This window comes from Staphylococcus sp. LKG3-1 (genome assembly GCF_048568385.1).
Classification (GTDB): Bacteria; Bacillota; Bacilli; order Staphylococcales; family Staphylococcaceae; genus Staphylococcus; species Staphylococcus saprophyticus.
Genome location: NZ_CP183796.1, coordinates 1,929,749 through 1,947,783, shown reverse-complemented (window position 1 = coordinate 1,947,783; position 18,035 = coordinate 1,929,749). Strand labels below are relative to the sequence as shown.

Sequence of the window (18,035 nt, the reverse complement as noted above, 5' to 3'; positions counted from 1 at the left end):
GTAGGTCTTTTTTGGCTTAATTTTCTAAAGCTTTCATAGCATGAGGTATTTCACTGATTAGTCTGGATGGTGGCACGACATACATTTTTTCTGCTAACTGTTCTCCAATATAACTATGCGTATACGTAGCACTTGTAACGGCTTCTTCTGTGTCGTTGAATTGGCCGACAAAGCTTGTAATCATACCAGATAAAGTATCACCCATACCACCTGTAGCCATTGCAGGTGTCCCTATTGGCAGTTTGTAGTCTTTACCTCTGAAATAGATTTCAGTTCCGTGCTTTTTTAAAACAATGGTTGCACCAATGCGATCTGCGGCTTCACGATTACGTTCATACGTTTGTTCCTCTATAGGAATACCACTTAAACGTTCCCACTCTTTTTGGTGAGGCGTAAAGATAACCTTACACGTAGGAATGTCTGGTTTCAATTTACTAAAAATTGTTATAGCATCCCCATCTACAATTAATTTTTGATGTGGTTGAATATTTTGTAATAGGAAAGTGATGGCATTATTGCCTTTAAAATCACAACCGAGTCCCGGTCCGATCAAGATACAATCCGTGTTCTCAATCATTTTTGTTAACATTTTAGTATCGTTAATATCAATCACCATGGCCTCTGGACAACGTGAATGTAAAGCGGCATGATTTGTTGGATGTGTAGCTACAGTGATTAATCCGCTACCACTATAAACACACGCTCGAGCTGCAAGCATGATTGCACCACCTAAGTTCGCATTGCCCCCAATTAAAAGAATTCTCCCATAATCACCTTTATGTGTTTCATCTTTACGTTTTGGAATGCTTACTTGTGATAAAGTTTTCATTTTGAAACCTCCTTTTAAACATTTAGCGTTAATTTAATACGTTGACTTGAAAAAGATAAGCATCTGCTTAAAATGATAAATGTTAAAGTTGGCTATCTTATATTCTCTATATTATAGAATTTTAAAACCATTTTCTTTTAAGTTACTTATATCTTATTTTCATGTGCTCATTTATAAATACAATAAGAAATATTATACCTGGTTTCGAGATTAGTCAATAGCAAAGTCGTAAAGAAAATATTAATTTTAGAAAACATAATTTTGATACGACTTTATCCCATTAAATCAGTAATTTAATACCATATTACGGATATGGTCAATCCTATTGTTCGTGTGAAAATGTAAGCGTATACTCGAATTAATTGAACAAAATAGATAAGCAAGGAGATGAGGAAATGACATTACAACTTAATGGTGAAATGTTGACAATCAATGATATTAAAATGTTCTTAAATAAGGAAGATACCGTTGAAGTAACACAAGAAGCACTGGAACGCGTAAAGAAAAGTAGACAAACGGTGGAACACATTATAGAAAACAAAGAAACAATCTATGGTATTACAACTGGATTTGGATTATTTAGTGATGTGCGAATTGATAAAGGTGAATACAATCAATTACAAGTAAATTTAATTCGATCACATGCTTGTGGTGTTGGGAAACCATTTTCAGAAGAAGTTGCTTTAGTAATGATGGTCTTACGATTAAATACTCTGTTGAAAGGTCATTCTGGTACGACAGTCGCGTTATTAGAGCAACTTGTTTATTATATCAATCACAGAATTGTACCAGTGATTCCACAGCAAGGCTCTTTAGGCGCATCAGGGGATTTAGCGCCATTATCTCATTTAGCATTAGCTTTAATTGGTGAAGGCAATGTATTTTTTAAAGGTGAAGAAGTTGACAGCCGGTATGTCTTAAATCAATTAAATCGTAACCCAATACAATTACAAGCTAAAGAGGGGCTTGCACTCATCAATGGCACGCAAGCGATGACTGCGCAAGGTGTGATTAATTATATTGAAGCGGAAGCCTTAGGTTACCAAGCAGAATGGATTGCAGCTCTAACACATCAAGCATTAAATGGTATTACAGATGCTTATAATGAAAAAGTGCATAAAGCACGTAATTTTCAAGAACAAATAGATGTTGCAGCTAGAATGTTAGATTGGTTAGATGGCTCAGAGTTAACCACTACACAAGGTGACATACGTGTACAAGATGCATACACATTACGCTGTATTCCACAAATACATGGCGCAAGTTTTCAAGTATTTAATTATGTGAAAGAAAAATTAGAATTTGAAATGAACGCTGCTAATGATAATCCATTAATATTTGATGAAGGCGATGAAACGCTTGTTATTTCTGGAGGTAATTTCCATGGGCAACCGATAGCCTTTGCATTAGATTTCTTAAAGTTAGGTGTAAGTGAATTGGCTAATGTCTCAGAGCGTCGTCTAGAACGACTCGTAAATCCGCAATTAAATAATGGATTGCCTGCCTTTTTAAGCCCACAACCAGGATTACAGAGTGGTGCGATGATTATGCAGTATGCTGCTGCGAGCCTAGTATCAGAAAATAAAACACTCGCACATCCAGCAAGTGTTGACTCAATACCATCTTCAGCTAATCAAGAGGATCACGTTTCGATGGGAACAATTGCCTCTCGTCATGGCTATCACATCATTGAAAATGCGAGACGTGTCTTAGCAATTGAAACGATTATTGCATTACAAGCCGTTGAATATAAAGATATTGATAAATTATCACCGAAAACATATGAAAAGTATCAAGAATTACGTCACATCGTACCATCAATTACAGAAGATAGACAGTTCCATAAAGATATTGAAGCGGTATCGCAATATTTACAAGATCTTGCTTATATGTAGGGACTTTAATTGACATAAACGTTGTCACCCTTGAAATAGCTGATGTTATTTGCTATATTTAAATTAACTTAATTATGCTATTGTTCGTAGGATAAGTAATATTGAATTTTGATTTCAGAGAGCTTGTGGTTAGTGTGAACAAGTAATCATATTTAATATGAATCTACCTACTATATGAGAACAATCGGTTATAGCCGTTATTTAGTGAGAGTGCAGTCTAATTTTGGACTGTTAAATAGGGTGGCAACGCGTAGACCACGTCCCTTGTACAGGGACGTGGTCTTTTTGTGTTATTATCCAATAAATTTTGAAATTTGAAAGGATGAGCAGCATGTTAGATATCAAATTATTCCGTAATGATCCAGAATTCCTTAAAGAAAAAGTTGCAAAACGTGGTATGGATTCAAAAGTAGTAGATGAAGTATTAGAACTAGATGAGCAACGTCGTCAACTTATCAGTCAAGCCGAAGAAATGAAGGCAGAGCGTAATAAAGTAAGTGGAGAAATTGCTCAGAAAAAACGTAATAAAGAAGATGCAGACGATGCAATCGCAGCTATGCGTAACCTAGGTGATGAAATTAAAGTACTAGATGATACTTTAAATCAAGTAGATGTTGACCTTAATGATAAATTGTCTCGTATTCCAAATATCATTCACGACGATGTACCAGAAGGTGCTACGGATGAAGATAATATAGAAGTTAAACGTTGGGGTACACCTAGAACTTTTGAATTTGAAGATAAAGCACACTGGGATTTAGTAGAAGAGTTAGAGATGGTTGATTTTGAAAGAGCAGCTAAAGTCTCTGGTGCGAGATTCGTATTCTTGACAGGTGACGGTGCACAATTAGAGAGAGCGTTAATGAACTACATGATTACGAAACATACGACACAACATGGCTATACAGAAATGATGGTACCACAATTAGTTAATGCCGATTCTATGTATGGTACAGGTCAACTTCCTAAATTTGAAGAAGACTTATTTAAAGTAGAAAAAGAAGGCCTTTATACCATTCCAACTGCAGAAGTGCCATTAACGAATTATTACCGCAATGAAATCATTGCACCTAACGTATTACCAGCTAAATTTACAGCTCAATCAGCTTGTTATCGTAGTGAGGCTGGATCTGCTGGTCGTGATACACGAGGACTTATTCGCTTACACCAATTTGATAAAGTTGAAATGGTACGTATTGAAAAACCTGAAGATTCTTGGCAAGCACTTGAAGACATGACTCATCATGCAGAAGCGATTTTAGAAGAACTTGGTTTACCATATCGCCGTGTTATCTTGTGTACAGGAGATATTGGTTTTGGTTCAAGTAAAACATATGATTTAGAAGTTTGGTTACCAAGCTATAATGATTATAAAGAAATCAGCTCTTGTTCAAATATTACAGATTTCCAAGCACGTCGTTCAAACATTCGCTTCAAACGCGATAAAAATGCGAAACCAGAATTAGCGCATACTTTAAATGGTAGCGGGTTAGCTGTAGGTCGTACCTTTGCAGCTATCGTTGAGAACTATCAAAATGAAGATGGCTCAGTTACAATTCCAGAAGTGTTAGTTCCATTTATGGGTGGTAAAACAGTCATCCGTCCGACTAAATAAAAAACTGAAAGTAATACTAAAAACGCGTAGCGACAATAGGTCCTATGCGTTTTTTTGTGCACTATCGAAAGGGTAGGGGAGGTGTAAAAAGCATAAAATAGCAAATATGATTAGGCGGAATTCAGATATATTTTAGAGGTATGTCTTAATTATTTCTAAAAATTCAGAGAAATATAAACAACGTGTTTTTAAGCTTTTTAAGACAATCGTTAGTCTAACCTCACACAAACGGATGTCTAAAGATATTGCGCATTTAGAATGAGTTGTATTAGAATTGACATATTATTTTTGAAGTGCCATGAGAGGGTGGGTGTGTATGGAAAATGAAGCGCATGTAACATTTAAACAAGGTGTCAAAGCGTGTATTCCTACCTTGTTAGGATACGCAGGCGTGGGTTTATCTTTTGGAATTGTTGCAGTTGCTTCAGGATTTAGCTTGTTGGAAATTATTTTACTGTGTTTGCTTGTATACGCAGGCGCAGCACAATTTATAATTTGCGCGCTTGTTATTGCAGGTACACCTATATCCGCAATTGTATTAACTGCGTTCATCGTCAATTCTAGGATGTTCTTATTAAGTATGACACTCGCGCCAAGCTATAAGGATTATAGTTTACTAAATAGAATTGGGTTGGCAACACTGGTAACAGATGAAACATTTGGGGTTGCAGTGACACCACATCTAAAAGGCGAAAAAATTAATGATCGATGGCTACACGGTTTGAATATAACAGCTTATGTTTTTTGGACGATTGCATGTATTATTGGGGCTTTATTTGGTAAGTACATCCATGACCCAGACGCATTAGGCTTAGACTTTGCAATAACGGCTATGTTTATTTTTCTTGCCGTCTCCCAATTTGAATCAATCAGGCGCTCAAAAGTTAAGATTTACTTAGTTCTGATTATTTGTGTCATTGTGATGATGTTGGGATTAAGTTTATTTATGCCATCATATTTAGCAATTATTTTAGCTTCTACAATAACGGCAGCACTTGGGGTGGTGATGGAACGATGACGACAACGATACATATGTTAACGATTATTATTTTATGCGGAATTGTGACGTGGTTGACTCGAATTATACCGTTTGTGATGATTTCTAAAGTTCATTTATCTGAACGTGTAGTCAAATGGCTCTCCTTTATCCCAATTACATTGTTTACAGCGTTGATTATTGATGGTGTCTTGGTCCAACAAGATGGTGTAATGGGATACACAATCAATATGGCATTTTTGATAACGATGATACCTACGATTGTAATTGCCATCGTTTCAAGGAGTTTAACGATAACGATTCTAAGTGGGATTATTATTATGGCATTGTTGAGATGGGTTTTTTAAAGAATATCATTGATGAAACACAGGATATCCGTTAGAATTAGAATAATTAGAAAATTATGATATTTCCGATTTTTAGTCTGTCATACTTTCGTTTTATACAATTAAAATCAAATCTTATTTCGAGAAGCTGAGGGACTTGGCCCAGTGATGCTTCAGCAACCGGCTGTGTAGTACGGTGCTAAAACCAACGATACACTCGAATGATAAGTAATTATAACTTCTTACTTATTTTATATGAGTGAGAAGTTTTTTATTAAGTAGGAGGGAAATCATGACGAATTATACGGTAGATACTTTAGAATTAGGGCCTTTTACAACGGAATCTGGAGAACTCATATCTAATTTGAAACTACGCTATGAACATGTGGGGTTGAAAGGACAACCTTTAGTTGTTGTCTGTCACGCTTTGACAGGTAACCATTTAACATATGGGACAAATGATCAACCAGGATGGTGGAGAGGTATCATTGATGGGGGCTATATGCCTATCAATGATTATCAGTTTTTAACTTTTAATGTAATTGGTAGTCCGTATGGTTCAAGTTCGGCATTAACAGATGCTGATTTCCCTCAAACGCTCACGTTAAGAGACATTGTACGTGCAATTGAAATAGGCATAGAAACGTTAGGATTTGAACACATTAATATTCTCATTGGTGGTTCTTTAGGAGGCATGCAAGCGATTGAATTATTATATAATCGCAAATTTAATGTCGATAAAGCCGTTATACTTGCTGCAACGGATAAAACATCATCCTACAGTCGAGCGTTTAACGAGATAGCGAGACAAGCCATTCATTTAGATCCTAAAAATGGTATGAGTATCGCTAGACAATTGGGTTTCTTAACTTATCGATCATCTAAAAGTTATGATAAACGCTTTTCACCAGATCAAGTTGTCGCCTATCAAAAACATCAAGGTGATAAGTTTATGAATCATTTTGATTACGCATGTTATTTAACACTGCTGGATGTCTTGGATAGTCATGATGTCGATAGAGGACGTGATGATGTGGATGAAGTATTCCGTAATTTAGATACGAAGGTTATGACAATGGGCTTTACCGATGACTTACTTTATCCTGATGACCTTGTTCGAGCAGTCGGCGAGCGCTTTAAATTTCATAAACACTTTTTCGTTCCTGACAATGTAGGACATGATGGATTTTTACTTAACTTCAATGATTGGGCGCCGAATCTATATCACTTTTTAAAAGTCTATAACATCAAACGTAAATGAAATAACTAAATAAATTTAATTTTTGGGATGTGCCGGTTGTCTTCTTACTACTAAATAGAGGTGAGAAACAAGTTGGTTACATCCTATTTTTGTGTGAAATATAAATAAGTTGTTGTTAGTGAAGAAGCGATTGATATATAACAATGATTTCTAAGGATTATAGTGAAGGTGTATTTTCTGAATAGAACTTCTATATAAAATGGGTTGCCAATAATTGTATAAAAGTTTTAAAGAGGTTAAAATAAAGGGTATAGTCAAAAATAGTATGGGAGTGGCGAATTTGTTTTCTAAAATATATCCTAAAGCAACTGTGCTTAGTATTCTAACGCTAATCGTAGTCGCTTTGGCTTTGCATATATTACCACCGCTTGGTCTTGTATTGAGCGCGTTTGCGACAATTCCGGGCATTATCTTATGGCATAAATCAATTGAATCATTCGGATTGACAGCTGTCGTAACGGTTGTATTAACAACTTTACTGGGTAATATATTTGTATTAAGTATCATGGTCCTCGTGCTCATTACGAGTTTCGTTGTTGGCCAATTATTAAAAGAAAGAACATCTAAAGAACGTATACTATATATAACGACTACATATATTAGTATGATTTCATTAATTGCATTTATGGGACTGCAAACGTTTGATAAGATACCAAGCGCGACAGTTTTAATGAACCCAATAAAAGATCAAATGCATCAGGTTATTTCAGGTGCTTCAGTTGGTAACGAGTATAAACAAATGCTCGAAGAGGGATTCCGTCAATTGGCAGTTCAGTTACCAAGTATGGTAATCATTGCAGTTTTTCTACTTATTTTAATCAATTTAATTATTACTTTTCCAATTTTACGTAAATTCAAAATCGCTACACCAATATTTAAACCATTATATGCTTGGCAGATGAGCCGTTCATTATTATGGATATATATTATTGTCTTGATTTGTGTTATGTTTGCAAGCCAAGCTGGTACTTTCCAAAGTATCGTTTTAAACTTTGAAATTGTGTTATCATTATGTATGTATATTCAGGGGTTAAGTGTTATTCACTTTTTCGGCAAAGCAAAATCAATGCCACTCGTACTTACTGTGTTACTAATGGTTATAGGGACAATTTTAATGCCATTAACACATATTGTAAGTCTCCTGGGTGTAATCGATTTATGTTTTAACTTAAAAAGTATCATTAAAAAATGATTTGAGGTGGAAGAATGAACCGTCAATCCACTAAAAAAGCGTTGATTTTACCATTTGTAATTATGACGCTCACCGCAATTGCGCTGGTTGTAGTTTGGTTTGTTTTTAACCAACTCGTAGCAGGTATAGCGACGATTGTATTAGTGATTATTATTATAGGGACAGCATTTATGGTAAGACAAGCTTTACAAAAATTAGACAGCTATGTGGACAATTTAAGTGGTCATATCTCTGAAGGTAGTAATATCGCAATTAAAAATCTACCTATCGGAATGATTATCTTAGATGAAAATGAAAACATAGAGTGGATGAATAGATTTATGTCGGAACGTTTAAATCGTAATGTAATTTCCGACCCAGTCAACGAAGTATATCCTAATATCTTAAAACAATTAGAAAAAACACAAGAAATAGAAATTAATGAAAATGAATACCACTATCGTGTGCGTTATTCAGAAAAAGAACACGTGCTTTATTTCTTCGACATTACAAAAGAAGTCTATACAAATGAATTATATGAATCATCTAAACCAATTATAGCGACATTATTCTTGGATAATTATGATGAAATTACCCAAAATATGAATGATACGCAAAAATCAGAAATCAACTCAATGGTTACGCGCGTCATCAGTAGATGGGCAACAGAACATAATATTTACTTTAAACGCTATAGTTCGGATCAATTCGTGGCATATTTAAACCAAAATATTTTAAACGAAATTGAAGCAACTAACTTTAGTATTTTAAGCCAATTACGTGAAAAGAGCGTAGGTTATCGCGCGCAATTAACATTAAGTATTGGTGTGGGTGAAGGTTCTGAAAATCTAATTGATCTTGGAGAACTTTCTCAATCTGGCCTAGATTTAGCACTCGGTCGTGGTGGCGACCAAGTTGCAATTAAACACGTGAACGGTAATGTACGTTTCTATGGTGGTAAGACTGACCCAATGGAAAAACGTACACGTGTAAGAGCGCGTGTTATCTCACATGCACTTAAAGATATCTTAATGGAAGGCGACAAAGTGATTATCATGGGGCACAAGCGTCCTGATTTAGACGCAATTGGTGCAGCAATTGGTGTATCTCGTTTTGCGATGATGAATAATCTAGATGCCTATATTGTTTTAAATGAATCTGATATCGATCCGACGTTACGACGTGTTATGGATGCGGTAAATGAAAAACCAGAACTTAAAGATCGTTTCATCACTTCAGATGAAGCATGGGACATTATGACTTCCAAGACAACGCTTGTCGTTGTAGATACGCACAAACCAGAAATGGTCATCGATGAAAATATTTTGAATAAAGCCAATCGTAAAGTAGTCATTGACCATCATAGACGTGGTGAAAGTTTCATTTCGAGTCCATTACTTGTATATATGGAACCTTATGCAAGTTCAACAGCAGAACTCGTTACAGAATTACTCGAGTATCAACCAACAGAACAACGTCTGACACGTTTAGAATCAACGGTCATGTTTGCCGGCATCATTGTAGATACACGTAACTTCACATTGCGTACTGGCTCTAGAACATTTGATGCGGCAAGTTATTTACGTGCACATGGTGCCGATACAATCTTGACGCAGCATTTCTTAAAAGATGACCTTGATACGTATATTAATCGTACTGAATTGATCCAAACAGTGAAACTACAAGATAATGGTGTTGCCATTGCACATGGTTCAGATGAGAAAATCTACCATCCTGTTACAGTTGCACAAGCTGCCGATGAACTGTTAAGTTTAGATGGTGTAGAAGCTTCTTATGTAGTTGCAAGAAGAGAAGACAATGTCGTAGGTATGTCTGCGCGTTCACTTGGTGCAGTCAATGTTCAGTTAACAATGGAAGCACTTGGTGGTGGAGGTCATTTAACGAACGCAGCCACACAATTAAAAGATGTGACTGTTGATGAAGCAATTGAAAAATTACAACAAGCTATAACAGAACAAATGAGTAGGAGTGAAAATTCATGAAAGTAATATTCACACAAGATGTTAAAGGTAAAGGTAAAAAAGGCGAAGTTAAAGACGTACCAGTTGGTTATGCAAATAACTTCTTATTGAAGAAAAACATGGCAGTTGAAGCAACGCCAGGTAACTTAAAACAATTAGAACAAAAAAATAAAGCTGCTGAAGCAGAACGTCAACAAGAAATTGAAGATGCTAAAAAATTAAAAGAACAATTAAGTGAGATTGAAGTCGAAGTATCTGCTAAAACAGGTGAAGGCGGTAAATTATTTGGTTCAGTAAGTACCAAACAAATCACACAAGCATTACAACAACAACATGACATTAAGATTGATAAACGTAAAATGGACTTACCAAATGGTATCCATGCATTAGGTTACACTAACGTACCAGTTAAATTAGACAAAGAAGTTGAAGGTACAATTCGTGTACACACAGTTGAACAATAATAACGGATTGAGATATGAGGTGTAAGCGCAATGGATGGAATGGATGGAATGTACGAACAAAATCAAATGCCACACAGTAATGAGGCTGAACAGTCTGTCTTAGGTGCCATTATCATAGATCCAGAATTAATCAACACTACTCAGGAAGTATTACTTCCTGAGTCCTTTTATAGAGGGGCACACCAGCACATTTTCAGAGCAATGATGAACCTCAATGAAGATAATAAAGATATCGATGTCGTTACCATTATGGATCAGTTATCCCAAGAAGGACGATTGAATGAAGCGGGCGGTCCTCAATATCTTGCAGAATTATCAAGTAATGTGCCGACCACACGTAATATTCAATATTATACGGAAATTGTGTTTAAACACGCCACGAAGCGTAAATTAATTCAAACTGCGGATAGTATTGCGAACGATGGCTATAATGATGAACTGGAACTAGATACGATACTTAACGATGCTGAACGTCGTATATTAGAACTATCATCCACACGTGAAAGTGATGGATTTAAAGACATTCGAGATGTCTTAGGTGATGTTTATGAAAATGCAGAACTATTAGATCAAAACAGTGGTCAAACGCCAGGTATTCCAACAGGGTATCGCGATTTAGACCAAATGACAGCGGGTTTTAACCGTAACGATTTAATTATCTTAGCAGCACGTCCTTCGGTAGGTAAGACTGCCTTCGCACTTAATATTGCACAAAAAGTGGCAACACATGAAGATCATTTTTCTGTAGGGATCTTTTCTTTAGAGATGGGCGCAGATCAGTTAGCAACACGTATGATTTGTAGCTCGGGCAATGTGGATTCGAACCGCTTAAGAACAGGTATGATGACTGAGGAAGACTGGAATCGTTTCACAATTGCTGTAGGTAAATTATCACGTACAAAGATATTTATTGATGATACACCTGGGATTCGTATCACAGATATTCGTTCAAAGTGTCGTCGCTTGAAACAAGAACATGGCTTAGACATGATTGTTATTGACTACTTACAGTTAATTTCAGGTAGTGGTTCTCGTTTTTCTGACAATCGACAACAAGAAGTATCAGAAATATCACGTACTTTAAAGGCGATTGCCAGAGAATTAGAATGTCCTGTGATTGCATTGAGTCAGTTATCTCGTGGTGTAGAACAACGTCAGGATAAACGTCCGATGATGAGTGATATACGTGAGTCGGGTTCTATCGAGCAAGATGCCGATATCGTAGCCTTCTTATATCGTGATGATTATTACAATCGTGGCGAAGATGAAGACGACGATGATGATTCAAATTACGAACCACAAACGAATGACGATAATGGTGAAATTGAAATCATTATTGCGAAACAACGTAACGGCCCTACAGGCACCGTTAAGTTACACTTTATGAAACAATATAATAAATTTACAGATATAGATTATGCACATGCTGATTTTGGATAAGGTAAAAAATAATTTTCTTGTTAATTTCCGTACAATAATACAAATACGTATTTCATTGTACGGTTTTTGTTTGTGTTTATTGCCCTGTATTCGCAGTAAGTATGTGTCCTTATAAATGTAAAAAATGGTCTTAATAATTGGTGTGACTGGATTTAAACTGTATCTCTTTCCACTTTGAACACCATCAAAATTTTCAAAATATAAATAAATTAATGTTCGATTTTTGGTTTGCAATATGGTTGGTGTATTGGTAAAATACGTAATGGTTAATCGAGAAAACTTGGAGGTGCTCATATGTCATCAATAGTAGTCGTTGGGACACAATGGGGAGACGAAGGTAAAGGTAAAATTACAGATTTCTTAGCAGAACAAGCAGATGTTATTGCACGTTTTTCAGGCGGTAACAATGCAGGCCACACAATTAAATTTGGTGGAGAAACATATAAATTACACTTAGTACCATCTGGTATTTTCTATAAAGAAAAATTAGCAGTTATTGGTAATGGTGTCGTTGTCGATCCAGTAGCACTATTAAAAGAATTAGACGCGCTAAACGAAAGAGGTATTTCAACGGATAATTTACGCATTTCAAACCGTGCGCAAGTTATTTTACCTTATCATATTAAACAAGATGAATATGAAGAAGAACGTCGCGGAGATAATAAAATCGGTACAACGAAAAAAGGTATCGGTCCAGCTTATGTAGATAAAGCACAACGTATTGGTATCCGTGTCGCAGATTTATTAGATAAAGAAACATTTGAAAAATTATTAAAAGATAATATAGAATACAAAGGTGCATACTTCGAAGGGATGTTTGGCAAAGCATGTCCAACATTTGAAGAAATCTTTGAAACATATTATGCAGCTGGTCAACGTTTAGCACCATTCGTGACAGATACTGCAAAAGTTTTAGATGATGCCTTTGTAGCTGACGAAAAAGTATTATTCGAAGGCGCACAAGGTGTGATGTTAGATATCGACCATGGTACATATCCATTCGTTACATCAAGTAACCCAGTTGCAGGTAATGTGACTGTCGGTGGCGGTGTAGGTCCAACATTCGTCTCTAAAGTTATCGGTGTGTGTAAAGCCTATACATCACGTGTCGGCGATGGTCCATTCCCAACAGAACTATTTGACGAAGATGGGCACCACATCCGTGAAGTAGGTCGTGAATACGGTACAACAACAGGACGTCCACGTCGTGTAGGTTGGTTCGACTCAGTTGTATTACGTCATTCTCGTCGTGCAAGTGGTATTACAGATTTATCTATTAACTCAATTGATGTATTAACAGGCCTTAAAGAAGTTAAAATCTGTACTGCTTATGAGTTAGACGGTAAAGAAATTACGGAATACCCAGCTAACTTGAAAGACTTACAACGTTGTAAGCCAATTTTTGAAACATTACCAGGTTGGACAGAAGATGTGACAGGTTGTCGTTCATTAGAAGAATTACCTAATAATGCGCGTAGATACTTAGAACGTATTTCTGAATTATGTGACGTGAAGATTTCAATCTTCTCAGTAGGTCCAGACCGTAATCAAACAAACCTATTAAAATCACTATGGTAAGATTGTAGATTAGATATTATAAAAACCTTGTAGATGTCATCACACAATGAGTGGATGGTACTTCTACAAGGTTTTTTGTTTATCTATATTAATGATTTATGTGATGATCGCGAAAAGTGAGGATTTGATCAACTGCCGTTACGTAACCAGGTTGATCCAAGGCTTGTGTTTGCTTGATTTTTTTAATCTGTGCTTGATAAGTTGCGCGATTCTGTAACATTTCCACAACTTTTGCTTTCAAATCTTCGGTTGTGACAGTTTCAGAATTCAGTTGTTGACCTACGTTGATATTTTCAATTTGTTGCGCAACGAGCGGTTGGTCCGCATTTTGTGGAAAAGCCAATAAAGGCACATCCATTAATAATGCTTCATTTGTACTATTCATTCCAGCATGTGTTAAGAAAAGTGCTGTATGCTGTAATAGTTCTGTCTGAGGTACATAGGATTTCAATAATACATTATCAGGGATTGTATCAAAGTCAGCCGCGTTATTTGCTTCACCAATCGATACGATGACAGATACATCAAGATCTTTTAACGCGGCAAAACATTGATTAAAGAAACCAATATTTTGATTAAATACCGTGCCAAGGGAAACGTAAACTATTGGTCGGCTTTGATCAACTTGACTCATAAAATCCGTTGACTGTGGTTGCATCACAGATGGTCCAACAAAACGATAATGTGCTGAATCAAATAATTCAGGATTTATTTGGAATTTTTCCAAGATATAAGCAATATTGAAATCGCCCGGATTATTCATTGTTTCATAACGTGAGTTAACCTCGACGCCATAGGTTGTTTGAATATGCTGTTGTAAATGATCAAAAGTGTCTTCTACGTCATTCATTTCTGTTTCTGATAACGCCTGTGCATTATAGTTGAGTGCCGCTTCAAACGTTTCTGCAGTATGTGCAAAAGACGTAATCGACGAAATGGTAGGAATATGTAATTTTTGCGCAATTAAGTTACCAAAACTAAACATGGAGTCAGAAATTAAATAATCATAATGTTCATTTTTCGTATCTTCCAAAATCTTTGGAAGTATTACATCCGCAGTATTCAATAAGCCGTTGACGACGTGGAATAAATTGCCAGAGCCGTATGCTGTAAAGCGTTGTATAATCTCATCTGTTGGTAGTGTACGTATTTCCACACCCGTATCTTTTAGCTTGTCTTGATATTGATCTCCAATGTAGTAAACCACCTCTTCACCACGCGCCACAAGTTCTTTACACACGGCAATCGTAGGATTAAGATGTCCAATGGATCCTGAATTAATAAATAATACCTTAGCCAATCATAAGCCCTCCTCATATTTTATTTAACTAGTTTATCAAAAAGTGTTGAAAACAAAAAAGATTTAAATTTTAATAGTTTTTAAAAAATTATCAATTTCTCATATTTTAGTGACTGAAATGATAAAAATGAATGTGCTGCCATACTAATATGACAGACTTTTTAAGCGTTTTAGCACCGTATTTGAACTTTATACAATTAATATAGAAAATTATACTAATAAAATTAAAAAAATAGCTTGTCATCCGGTATAAGAGTTGATATAATTTATTTTGTGCTTAAGACAGGCTCCTTGGTCAAGCGGTTAAGACACCGCCCTTTCACGGCGGTAACACGGGTTCGAGTCCCGTAGGAGTCACCATTTTTAGGTCTCGTAGTGTAGCGGTTAACACGCCTGCCTGTCACGCAGGAGATCGCGGGTTCGATTCCCGTCGAGACCGTATAAACCCATCCAATAGGATGGGTTTTTTATGCGTAAATATAGAAATGTATAAGTTTTGCTAGATAATTTTTTATATCATATTGTAATATGGTGGATGAGCAATACTTTATCGTATGTTTTGGTCGGAATCTATTTAATGAATGAATAAGCTTTTTTACAATGAAGTGAAATTTAAAATGAGGAGTAAATAAATGACAAATCATAAGCATATAGAAGAAACAGATTTGATTAACCTCATCAGTGATCGACACCATGACTTAAGACAAAAAGTAGAATATATGACGGCACAACAATTACCTCAGGTTCATTTAGGTAGTTCTGAATGGTATTTAATTATGATCATTAAATATGATCAGCCTACTTTTGCAGAACTCACGCATAAGATCAATTTAACGCGTCAGGCAATCCATAAAGCAGTGAAACAATTAGAACAGAAACAAGTTGTTCAAATTGAAAGTGTGCCCAATAATAAGAAAGAAAAACGTGTAACCTTAACGGAATTTGGTATCATGTGTTATGAGAAATATATTAAAAACAAACAACACATTATTGAACATATTGGTCAAGTGATCGGTGCGTCAGAAGTTGCACATTTAGAGCAATTGTTACAAGCAGACTGGCAATTAGAAAATGATAAGCCAGATGAATAATTAGAGTATATAAAACGATAAACACAACGTTACATACTCTAATTTTTTTTGCAATTCATTATTGTCAACTAGGTTGACAATAATAGCGAAATTTTGCTAAAGTAAGTTGGTCAATCTTTTCGACTACATAAATAGCTAGAGCATTTATATAGAAGATTGTCGCATAATGATGAAACAATGTTACTTAAAGATGGCTTGAATTCAGGGGTATCTGGCATAAAGTTTCTTTACAAAGGGATCTTGAGTAACATCAAACATCTTCTATATAGCATGCATCATTCTTAGCATAATAAAAATTCAATGGAAATATAGGAATAAGTCATAACTTATGTAGATGAATTAAGTAGAAGAAAGCAATCGATGATTATGGAAACAGTAGTTGATTTGTCTCATCCATACTTAACACTCTTATTTATACTTATACTTCATTTACCATCAAAAAGGAGTATATCAAATGGCAACACAAGTAAACGTAAAAAGTCCGAAAATGTTTGCACTGGTCTTAATGATTGGTGGATTTATGGGACTGTTCAGTGAAACAGCACTCAATATGGCATTAACCGATATTATGGCTGACTTTAAAGTATCAGCGGCAACGGTGCAATGGTTAACGACAGGGTACTTACTCGTCATGGCTTGTTTAGTACCAGCGTCATCGTACCTTATTAAATGGTTTAGCACAAAAACACTAATTGTTTCAGGTATTTTATTATCATTATTAGGCGTAGTTATTGGCGCGCTTGCACCTAACTTCGGTTTACTATTATTGGGACGCTTGATTCAAGCGTTAGGGACAGGTATTTTATTACCTATTATGGTTACTGTTTTGATGCTTATCTTCCCAATTGAAAAACGTGGTGCGGTTATGGGCATCATGGGACTGGTTATTACAGCAGGACCAGCACTCGGCCCCACACTTTCAGGTGTCATTATTTCCGCATCTAGTTGGCACTACATCTTCTGGATCAGTGCAGTGTTATATTTAGTCGTCTTAGGTTTAGCTTTTACAAATACTGAGAATGTAGGAGAGATTTCGAAGCCTAAAATCGATATCCTATCCATTTGTTTATCAACGATTGGATTTGCTGGATTAATCTTCGCATTAAGTTCAATGGCAGAAGCGGCCTTCACAAATGTTATCGTTTGGCTACCATTAGTCATCGGTATCCTAGCCTTAATCATCTTTGTTGTACGTCAATTTAAAATTGACTCACCAATGCTTAACTTAAATGTCTTTAAATATCCTATGTTCGTCCTTGGGGCAGCTATGGTATTTATTACGATCTTATGTATTTTATCAACAGGCATCTTATTACCCTTATATTTAAAAGGCGCCTTACTATTTAGTTCAGTGATTGCTGGTTTAACGTTATTACCTGGTAACGCAGTCAATTTAGTATTGTCTCCGGTCGTCGGTTCATTGTTTGACCGCTTTGGTGCGAGATACTTCGGCATTATCGGGTATTTATTAATGTTTATCGCTGCAATGACGTTTGCACTTATTATTTCTGCATCCACACCAGTTTGGGCCATTATTCTTACGTTTATGGTACTTTTCTTTGGTATCACAATGGTAATGATGCCAGCACAAACGAACGCTTTAAATCAACTACCACACGATTTATACGCAGATGGTTCAGCTACCATTACGACATTAATACAAGTCGGTGGTTCAGCAGGTACAGCTATCGCCATTACGCTTTATACAACAGCAATGAAATCATTTGGCGCTGCTAATCCGAATGCAAGCCAAGAAATCATACTTTCACATGGCGTACAGTTTACCTTTTTCTTTATCACTGCATTAACAGTGATTGGTTTTATACTTTCATTATTCGTTAAGAAACAGAAAAGTGTCTAAGCATCCGTTACAGTGATTAGTAAGTTATGACAATGGGGCTTTTCAACATTGAAACAAGCGTTGCGTCGACACGCACGTGATAAATAACGGAATGATACAGTTTTAGATAAATATAAAACAGCACAGAGGGAGTGAGCATACGTCATCTAATGCATATTAGGTGACGCGTGCGCTCCCTTATTTGTGTTATAAGCAATAAATTCGAATGATACAGGATGATTGTTT

At 36.0% G+C, this 18,035-nt stretch carries 14 protein-coding genes, 2 tRNA genes, 1 riboswitch and 1 other annotated feature; of the genes, 14 read left to right on the top strand and 2 right to left on the bottom strand.

The features are described 5' to 3' along the window. Positions 1–16: 16 nt before the first annotated feature. The gene (locus tag ACM595_RS09645; protein ID WP_419744278.1) at positions 17–829 is read right to left on the bottom strand and encodes an NAD(P)H-hydrate dehydratase; all 813 of its coding nucleotides are present in this window, start codon (positions 827–829) and stop codon (positions 17–19) included. Positions 830–1,224: 395 nt separating this feature from the next. On the opposite strand from ACM595_RS09645, the gene hutH reads away from it, so the two are divergent. From hutH to ACM595_RS09595, 10 genes are all read left to right on the top strand, one after another. Next, the gene (gene hutH, locus ACM595_RS09640) at positions 1,225–2,724 is read left to right on the top strand and encodes a histidine ammonia-lyase (protein ID WP_041080281.1); all 1,500 of its coding nucleotides are present in this window, start codon (positions 1,225–1,227) and stop codon (positions 2,722–2,724) included. A 79-nt stretch (positions 2,725–2,803) separates the two neighbouring features. Continuing rightward, positions 2,804–2,992 (top strand) — a binding site (T-box leader). Between the two features lie 63 nt (positions 2,993–3,055). After that, positions 3,056–4,339 carry a serine--tRNA ligase gene (gene serS, locus ACM595_RS09635; RefSeq protein WP_075340073.1) on the top strand — a complete coding sequence of 428 codons (1,284 nt, stop codon included), beginning with the start codon at positions 3,056–3,058 and terminating at the stop codon, positions 4,337–4,339. Between the two features lie 316 nt (positions 4,340–4,655). Further along, the gene (locus ACM595_RS09630; RefSeq protein ID WP_041080280.1) at positions 4,656–5,357 is read left to right on the top strand and encodes an AzlC family ABC transporter permease; all 702 of its coding nucleotides are present in this window, start codon (positions 4,656–4,658) and stop codon (positions 5,355–5,357) included. Then, positions 5,354–5,683, top strand: coding sequence for an AzlD domain-containing protein (locus ACM595_RS09625; protein WP_037537336.1), 330 nt, complete (start codon positions 5,354–5,356; stop codon positions 5,681–5,683). Before ACM595_RS09630 ends, ACM595_RS09625 begins: the two co-directional genes overlap by 4 nt. A gap of 111 nt (positions 5,684–5,794) precedes the next feature. Continuing rightward, positions 5,795–5,893: riboswitch (SAM riboswitch) on the top strand. A gap of 61 nt (positions 5,894–5,954) precedes the next feature. After that, entirely contained in the window at positions 5,955–6,923 is a 969-nt protein-coding gene (gene metX / locus ACM595_RS09620) for a homoserine O-acetyltransferase MetX (RefSeq protein ID WP_069793483.1), read from the top strand. Between the two features lie 265 nt (positions 6,924–7,188). After that, positions 7,189–8,115 (top strand): DUF2232 domain-containing protein, encoded by a 927-nt coding sequence (locus ACM595_RS09615; protein WP_172606392.1) that lies wholly within the window; start codon positions 7,189–7,191, stop codon positions 8,113–8,115. A gap of 14 nt (positions 8,116–8,129) precedes the next feature. Beyond that, positions 8,130–10,097 carry a DHH family phosphoesterase gene (locus ACM595_RS09610; protein ID WP_075340072.1) on the top strand — a complete coding sequence of 656 codons (1,968 nt, stop codon included), beginning with the start codon at positions 8,130–8,132 and terminating at the stop codon, positions 10,095–10,097. Beyond that, on the top strand, positions 10,094–10,540 hold the full coding sequence (rplI, locus tag ACM595_RS09605) for a 50S ribosomal protein L9 (RefSeq protein ID WP_002481977.1): 447 nt from the start codon (positions 10,094–10,096) through the stop codon (positions 10,538–10,540). The genes ACM595_RS09610 and rplI overlap by 4 nt, the downstream gene beginning before the upstream one ends. A gap of 39 nt (positions 10,541–10,579) precedes the next feature. Continuing rightward, a complete protein-coding gene (gene dnaB / locus ACM595_RS09600) occupies positions 10,580–11,980 on the top strand; it encodes a replicative DNA helicase (RefSeq protein ID WP_037537355.1) in 1,401 nt (466 codons plus the stop codon). Positions 11,981–12,274: 294 nt separating this feature from the next. Further along, positions 12,275–13,558, top strand: a complete 1,284-nt coding sequence (locus ACM595_RS09595; protein ID WP_002481979.1) for an adenylosuccinate synthase — start codon at positions 12,275–12,277, stop codon at positions 13,556–13,558. 88 nt (positions 13,559–13,646) lie between these two features. Here the strand turns inward: ACM595_RS09595 and ACM595_RS09590 are convergent, their stop codons facing one another. Beyond that, positions 13,647–14,858, bottom strand: a complete 1,212-nt coding sequence (locus ACM595_RS09590; protein ID WP_075340071.1) for a macrolide family glycosyltransferase — start codon at positions 14,856–14,858, stop codon at positions 13,647–13,649. A 285-nt stretch (positions 14,859–15,143) separates the two neighbouring features. Here ACM595_RS09590 and ACM595_RS09585 point away from each other — a divergent pair. From ACM595_RS09585 to ACM595_RS09570, 4 genes are all read left to right on the top strand, one after another. Beyond that, positions 15,144–15,218: transfer RNA gene (locus ACM595_RS09585), tRNA-Glu, on the top strand. Between the two features lie 6 nt (positions 15,219–15,224). Beyond that, positions 15,225–15,297, top strand: a tRNA-Asp gene (locus tag ACM595_RS09580). A gap of 193 nt (positions 15,298–15,490) precedes the next feature. Beyond that, entirely contained in the window at positions 15,491–15,949 is a 459-nt protein-coding gene (locus ACM595_RS09575) for a MarR family winged helix-turn-helix transcriptional regulator (RefSeq protein WP_002481981.1), read from the top strand. A 454-nt stretch (positions 15,950–16,403) separates the two neighbouring features. Beyond that, complete coding sequence (locus ACM595_RS09570; protein WP_075340070.1) at positions 16,404–17,810, top strand: DHA2 family efflux MFS transporter permease subunit; 1,407 nt, start codon at positions 16,404–16,406, stop codon at positions 17,808–17,810. Positions 17,811–18,035: the final 225 nt, after the last annotated feature.

Excerpts from the sequence above, each read along its gene's own strand:
- ACM595_RS09595 (WP_002481979.1), top strand. The coding sequence starts at position 12,275 with ATGTCATCAATAGTAGTCGTTGGGACACAATGGGGAGACGAAGGTAAA.
- ACM595_RS09615 (WP_172606392.1), top strand. The coding sequence starts at position 7,189 with ATGGGAGTGGCGAATTTGTTTTCTAAAATATATCCTAAAGCAACTGTG.
- ACM595_RS09645 (WP_419744278.1), bottom strand. The coding sequence starts at position 829 with ATGAAAACTTTATCACAAGTAAGCATTCCAAAACGTAAAGATGAAACA.
- metX (WP_069793483.1), top strand. The coding sequence starts at position 5,955 with ATGACGAATTATACGGTAGATACTTTAGAATTAGGGCCTTTTACAACG.
- dnaB (WP_037537355.1), top strand. The coding sequence starts at position 10,580 with ATGGATGGAATGTACGAACAAAATCAAATGCCACACAGTAATGAGGCT.
- ACM595_RS09630 (WP_041080280.1), top strand. The coding sequence starts at position 4,656 with ATGGAAAATGAAGCGCATGTAACATTTAAACAAGGTGTCAAAGCGTGT.
- rplI (WP_002481977.1), top strand. The coding sequence starts at position 10,094 with ATGAAAGTAATATTCACACAAGATGTTAAAGGTAAAGGTAAAAAAGGC.
- ACM595_RS09570 (WP_075340070.1), top strand. The coding sequence starts at position 16,404 with ATGGCAACACAAGTAAACGTAAAAAGTCCGAAAATGTTTGCACTGGTC.
- hutH (WP_041080281.1), top strand. The coding sequence starts at position 1,225 with ATGACATTACAACTTAATGGTGAAATGTTGACAATCAATGATATTAAA.
- ACM595_RS09625 (WP_037537336.1), top strand. The coding sequence starts at position 5,354 with ATGACGACAACGATACATATGTTAACGATTATTATTTTATGCGGAATT.
- serS (WP_075340073.1), top strand. The coding sequence starts at position 3,056 with ATGTTAGATATCAAATTATTCCGTAATGATCCAGAATTCCTTAAAGAA.
- ACM595_RS09610 (WP_075340072.1), top strand. The coding sequence starts at position 8,130 with ATGAACCGTCAATCCACTAAAAAAGCGTTGATTTTACCATTTGTAATT.
- ACM595_RS09575 (WP_002481981.1), top strand. The coding sequence starts at position 15,491 with ATGACAAATCATAAGCATATAGAAGAAACAGATTTGATTAACCTCATC.